The organism is Cellvibrio sp. OA-2007 (assembly GCF_000953825.1).
Classification (GTDB): domain Bacteria; phylum Pseudomonadota; class Gammaproteobacteria; order Pseudomonadales; family Cellvibrionaceae; genus Cellvibrio.
The window spans coordinates 1-5,278 of the sequence record NZ_BBUL01000053.1 but is presented as its reverse complement, the minus strand read 5'-3'; the positions used below and the strand labels follow the sequence as shown (position 1 = coordinate 5,278).

Genomic DNA, 5,278 nt, shown 5'->3' with positions numbered 1-5,278 from the left:
GCTAATTGCGCATAATTAAGTCCGGCCATTATGTTACCCGCAGGGCGCCGTAGGCGAATTCGAAGCCGCGATAATAGCGATTAGCTCGCGGCGAGAATTTACACATAATCCGTGTTATGCGCATTTAGCGTTTAGCCTGGACAAACACATACGATTTTATGTAAGCTCTTGATATCAATTTATCAGGGGCTTTTTTTATGCGTATCGATTCAAAAATTGGTTATTACGGCAAGCGCGTATGTATTTCTATTGATGATGATTTGCTCGCGGCTTTTGGCAAGTTTGCAAAAAAGCCAGATGAAAGGTTGCGTGAATTTTTTCGCAAAAAAATTTATCAAGGTGAGATTAAAAATTCGAATGACGCGAAGTTATTTATCTATTCGCAAATGATGAAGCCGTCGGCGTTCAAATGTTTTGCCGGTGCCGTTCCTGACCAAGTGGATATCGAAGATGTTTAGCCAGGTGCAGCACATAAAAATGTATGTGCCTTGCCAGGCATTGAATAAACCCTCTCCGGAGGTAACATAAAATCGTATGTGCTCTCCCGGGGAATGCTTCCAGCCCCTCCGGTGCCATTTCACCGCACCGGCTTTCACACCTTCCCACTGATTAACCCGATCGCGAGCTATCAGTGCCTGACCATCTTCCTCAGCAAATGGCCACAGCCACCGACTTAGCCGAAGGGAACCCCTGAAGGGAGCCTCCAGCGACCACACAGGGGCGTTATGTCGGCCAAGGGGATTTATCCCCTTAGGTTTGCGTTTGGCACCGTTCCAACGCGGAATAAGGGCTAATGGCGCCAGCGCCGCGCGCAGGAACGAGCACGAAAGCGGGCGCCAGCCCGTAACGGTGCCTAGTGACACCGTTACAAAGTCTCCCGTGGGATAAAAACCCATTTATTGCTAGGTTAAATCGTCTAGGCGCTTCATCGCCTCGTTTGCTGTTAGCGATCGCTTCTTGTCGCTAGCTTTTTGCGGGGGTGTTGCTATTTCATTCTTTCTTTTCACATCCACCACCCTTGCCATTGCTTGGTGAGGGTAGCTGTGGTTGAAGGATATTCCGCCTATGGGCTTCCATCCTTCGTTTAGTTTTTCACTTACTTTTGCCTCAAAGTCATCGAAGCCCTTGTCGCTTACTATGATTTTGTATTCAGCTTTCTTCATGTTTCCTTGCCCTTATCGTGTTTTCTTTGCGTTTTCTATGTCCTCAATCGTTAGCCCTTCTAGGTTTTTCCATAGCAGTGCGTCTGCGATATCTGTTGGCTTTATGATCTTTCCGGCTGCATTGCTCATTTTCCATGCTTTTTTCTCTATCGATTCCCATCTTTCAGCCCTTACTGCCAGCGTGTGCGGCTTGGTAGCCATAGTCGTTCCTCATATAAAGAAATAATTACTTATTGAAATATTATATATTTTTTCTGCATTTCTACATTTATTAGTTGTGATTTATGTAATTTTATGTATCCTCTGCACATATAATTTATGCATAAATGCAGGTTTGTGATGGAAATACGCCTAAGCAGATACAACCAGCCCTTTACTGAGCCTTCATCCCCCGATGTTCACTACATCTCTTTGGATGACCAGCGCGATATCAGAGCGGGTGCTTTCGATTCTCATGTCCGCCTCTTTCGCTCTCAAATTACTGTTATTCCTAGTCGCCCGTTTCGTTCTGTTAGTTCCAATTCTGCGTTTGAAGTTTTCGATCCCCTTACTGGTTCCACTCATGTTTTTGATTTGACTGGTGCCAGTCTTTTTACACCTTCATCCGAATCGCTTGTCGTTCCGGATTCCCAATTTGTTGATCAGCTTCGTAAATCTGGTGTCCGTTCCGCTGCTCGTGTTAATCGCTGCACCTGTGGAAATAGTCGCAGGCCTTGGCGGTGCTTATGCAACAAGTAGGAATGATTGACTGGCTCACACTTTGGCTAGATGCCAGCTTATTGGATCGCGATTCAATGCATCGCGTTTTGAAAAATGCTGATCGAGTTCAGCGCATTAATGGCTTAACCGGTGAGGTTCGCTGGGAAACTGCTGTAAGAGAAAATATTAAGTCCGATGATCACAACGTCACTGTGAACTTCGGTTCTCGTTTGCAAATACAAGGAAGTCCAGCGCGTGTCGTCTCTGCGCATAATGTTTTTGGTTCTTTGGATATTCAAGAGTGCGCAAAAAATATGATTGATTTTGTTGCTAAACATCACTCTATTTTTATTCCAAAAAACTTGCCTATGTGGTCTTGCTCTCGTATCGATATAAATCAAAATTTCGATATGGGTTCACAAGCTCAAGCACAACAGGCAATAGATTATTTAAAGCCGTTGAAGTGCGGTAGACAAAAAACCAGCACTTACGATACGGCAGTAGTTTGGGGGAAAGGTTCTTCATTGCATAAGGGCAAAGCCTATTTAAAAGGTGTTCAGCTCCGCGAATTAGTTGCAAAAAATAATGCACGTGTCACACCTGAAGAACTAGCAAAAGCTGATCGATTGTTGCGTCTCGAATACTCAATGTGCAGAGGTTTAATTCACCGGATACGCGAAAGCACCGGTTTGAATTGGTATCAGTTCTCTCCTGAGTTTTTACTAAAGCATCATTCAGATTATTTTTCTAAATTCATATCCACTGTAGAGGTGGTCGATATGTGCAACGTTTTAGATAAGTTGCTCGCTAATGTGGGCAAAGGTGAGGGGCAAATCCCTACAGAGGGTAGGGCGCGTGCTGCTTACCAGTGTTACACCCAGATTCGTATGAATGGGTATCCGATTGCTAAGGATTCATATCCCAAGCCCACTTTTTATAAGCACGTAAAGTATTTGAGGACTATTGGTCTGGTCGCTGCGGATTTACAACCCATAAACGTGGTTCCGCTTCGTCGTCGCCAAATTGTTCTTGATCAACCGATCTCATCATGGGATCAAATTAACCTTGCTATTGGAGCAAATTAATATGAAATATACACAAACTGCAAACTTGATTGGCGTAGTTGGTAAAAAAGGTTCTGGCCAGTTGGAAAATGGTCAAGCTTGGGCAACTGATCGCGTTGAATTGCATTGCGCTGTTCCGTTCCCTGAGTCTGACACTATGGCTCATGGCGACACCGTGATGACGTTCAATGTAGAGAACTACGCTGAACACTACGAAAAAGCAAAATCACTTATTGGCCAGCCAATCACAATGGAAATGGAATTCATTCCATCAAAAAAATTGGGTCAAGCACCTAAGAGTGTTTGCGTTGGTTTCTACGCTGCTCTGCCTTCATCCAAACCAAGAGCGCAATCACAAACTAACGCTAATCCCGTTTAACGTCTTAAGCTCCTTTGCCCCGAATTTCCTCCACCACGGGAGGGGCAGGGGAGCGCCTAATAGGTGATTTATGGATGTTTTTTGTGATCCTTTTTTTTGGTTTTGCCTCATTTCTATAATATTTTGTTGTTTAGTTTTGAACTATTCGTCTTCTAGGTGATTTATGAAAGAAAATCTTTTTTATTTTTTTGTTTGTTTTTGCTTATTGGTTATGGCTATTTCATGCGTTATTGATACTTATAACCTTTCTGTTTTTTTTAAAAGTCATTCTCAATATGTTGAGCTTGGCGATGTCGTTATTAACCCTAATTTGAAATAATTTTATGTCTAATATCATTACTTGCGCAGGTAATTTAATTCCAGCTAAAGCCGGACCAACTTCTATCAATAACGTCTTAGCTTGTGATTCAGGCTGGGAAATAGTTCCTTATGTACAACCATCTGATAGCACCGCGATTTATTCCCAGTTGGTTGCACTTAATGAATTTGATCCCGTTAAAATATCGGGAATTGTTATTTTTTCTCTTACTCTTTTTATCGTTGGTTTTGGTGTTGGTATGGTGATTAACCGGCTGCGCCGTTCTTAGAATTCTGTGGTGGAATATTTCTTTTAACTTTTTGAAAAGGTATTTTTTTATGAAATCTAATTTCTCTTTGCTTCGTTCTCGCGGTGTTAAATTCGGTGTTGCTGTTGCTGCTCTCGCTGCTTCTGCCGCTCATGCAATCGACGATACCGCGATCACCGCTGCTCAAACCGCTGCTGAGAACTCAGTAGAATTAACATCAACCGGCATGATTCAAATCGTTGCTATTATCGTTGGTGTTGGTTTGGTGGTTTCCTTGCTGAAAAAAGTGTAATTGGCGGGGCTTATTTTTGCTGCCTTAGCCGTCATTTGTTTTATTGTTGGCGTAGCCGTTGGCAGTCAAGGCTAATTAGTGCCGCTCTTAATGGGCGGCATTTTTTTTGGATGATTGCTATGCGTTATTTATTTATTTTATTTTTTATATTTCTTTCTTTTCCTTCCTTCTCTCAGGCACCAAAACCTAATTGTCAAATTGTTACAGAAATGTCCAATTGTGGTTGGCCTCAAGCCTATTCCTATTTGCTTGGTCAAGAAATTACAGCGTGCGCCCAAAATAATGGCGGCGTAGCTGTTTCCAAAGGAAAGTGTTTGCCAGACTCCTCTAATCCCTATGGTGATGTAATGGAATGCTCTGTCAATTGCACCTGTCCGTCGCCTTATGTTTTAACGTCTGTTGATACTCCACTCGGTCCCGTTACTGAATGCGCTTTGGAGGGTTCTGATAATGGCGGTGGTGATTGTCCCGACGGCCAATCAAAAGTTTATGATCCCTCAACGGGTCAAATGGTTTGCCCTACGTCTGAGGGCGGTTCTTCTTCGTCTACATCATCATTCTGTTTAGTGCCAGGCGACTACAACGGCGATTGCGTTCCAGATAGTGAGCAAGGTAGCTCTTCCCAAAATTCGTCTGCGCCAGCATCTACACCCGCATCAGCCCCCGCATCAACCCCTAATACTAGTTCACCTACTGCTAGCGCTCCCTCTACTGGTGGCGGTGGTGGATCTTCCCCTTCAACTGGTGGCGGTGGTGATGGTGGTGGTAGTCCTTCTACTGGTGGCGGCGGCGGCGGTGGTTCTGGTTCTGGCTCTGGTTCTGGTTCCCCTAATTCGTCCTCTAGTTCTGCTGGTGGTGCTGGTAATTCATCCTCTAGCGTAGGTCAATGTGATCCCTATTCTAAGACGTATTTTTCTTGCGTTACTTCGTTAAAAGTTACTGCTGACGGTGATATTCCTTGGCAACCTTTTGCCTCTTATGGCAATTGGTTGCCTGTTTCCGAGGACTCTCCTTGTCCTAATAAGTTTAAAGATGCTCAAGGTAATTGGTTTTGTTCTGGTGGAGGTGTTGGCTCTGGTACTGCCGCCAGTTCTGCTAGTGCTGCTTCCGCTGCT

At 44.0% G+C, this 5,278-nt stretch carries 7 protein-coding genes and 1 pseudogene; 6 read left to right on the top strand and 2 right to left on the bottom strand.

Annotation, left to right across the window (positions count from 1 at the left end):
* Positions 1-197 precede the first annotated feature (197 nt).
* On the top strand, positions 198-458 hold the full coding sequence (locus AWU77_RS02390; RefSeq protein ID WP_062058713.1) for a hypothetical protein: 261 nt from the start codon (positions 198-200) through the stop codon (positions 456-458).
* Between the two features lie 444 nt (positions 459-902).
* On the opposite strand, the gene AWU77_RS02385 is transcribed toward AWU77_RS02390, so the two are convergent.
* Entirely contained in the window at positions 903-1,163 is a 261-nt protein-coding gene (locus AWU77_RS02385; protein WP_062058710.1) for a DUF1737 domain-containing protein, read from the bottom strand.
* Between the two features lie 12 nt (positions 1,164-1,175).
* Complete coding sequence (locus tag AWU77_RS02380; RefSeq protein ID WP_062058706.1) at positions 1,176-1,364, bottom strand: hypothetical protein; 189 nt, start codon at positions 1,362-1,364, stop codon at positions 1,176-1,178.
* 524 nt (positions 1,365-1,888) lie between these two features.
* Here AWU77_RS02380 and AWU77_RS02370 point away from each other — a divergent pair.
* From AWU77_RS02370 to AWU77_RS20435, 5 genes and pseudogenes are all read left to right on the top strand, one after another.
* On the top strand, positions 1,889-2,947 hold the full coding sequence (locus tag AWU77_RS02370) for a phage/plasmid replication protein, II/X family (RefSeq protein ID WP_062058700.1): 1,059 nt from the start codon (positions 1,889-1,891) through the stop codon (positions 2,945-2,947).
* A 1-nt stretch (position 2,948) separates the two neighbouring features.
* Positions 2,949-3,305 carry a hypothetical protein gene (locus AWU77_RS02365; protein WP_062058697.1) on the top strand — a complete coding sequence of 119 codons (357 nt, stop codon included), beginning with the start codon at positions 2,949-2,951 and terminating at the stop codon, positions 3,303-3,305.
* 323 nt (positions 3,306-3,628) lie between these two features.
* Complete coding sequence (locus AWU77_RS02360) at positions 3,629-3,892, top strand: hypothetical protein (protein WP_062058694.1); 264 nt, start codon at positions 3,629-3,631, stop codon at positions 3,890-3,892.
* Positions 3,893-3,941: 49 nt separating this feature from the next.
* Positions 3,942-4,163, top strand: coding sequence for a hypothetical protein (locus tag AWU77_RS02355; RefSeq protein WP_062058691.1), 222 nt, complete (start codon positions 3,942-3,944; stop codon positions 4,161-4,163).
* Between the two features lie 314 nt (positions 4,164-4,477).
* Positions 4,478-5,278: pseudogene (locus tag AWU77_RS20435) on the top strand (hypothetical protein); the annotation flags it as partial.

Bases quoted from the DNA above. Each gene is read 5' to 3' on its own strand.
- AWU77_RS02390 (WP_062058713.1), top strand. From the start codon at position 198: ATGCGTATCGATTCAAAAATTGGTTATTACGGCAAGCGCGTATGTATT.
- AWU77_RS02385 (WP_062058710.1), bottom strand. From the start codon at position 1,163: ATGAAGAAAGCTGAATACAAAATCATAGTAAGCGACAAGGGCTTCGAT.
- AWU77_RS02380 (WP_062058706.1), bottom strand. From the start codon at position 1,364: ATGGCTACCAAGCCGCACACGCTGGCAGTAAGGGCTGAAAGATGGGAA.
- AWU77_RS02370 (WP_062058700.1), top strand. From the start codon at position 1,889: ATGCAACAAGTAGGAATGATTGACTGGCTCACACTTTGGCTAGATGCC.
- AWU77_RS02365 (WP_062058697.1), top strand. From the start codon at position 2,949: ATGAAATATACACAAACTGCAAACTTGATTGGCGTAGTTGGTAAAAAA.
- AWU77_RS02360 (WP_062058694.1), top strand. From the start codon at position 3,629: ATGTCTAATATCATTACTTGCGCAGGTAATTTAATTCCAGCTAAAGCC.
- AWU77_RS02355 (WP_062058691.1), top strand. From the start codon at position 3,942: ATGAAATCTAATTTCTCTTTGCTTCGTTCTCGCGGTGTTAAATTCGGT.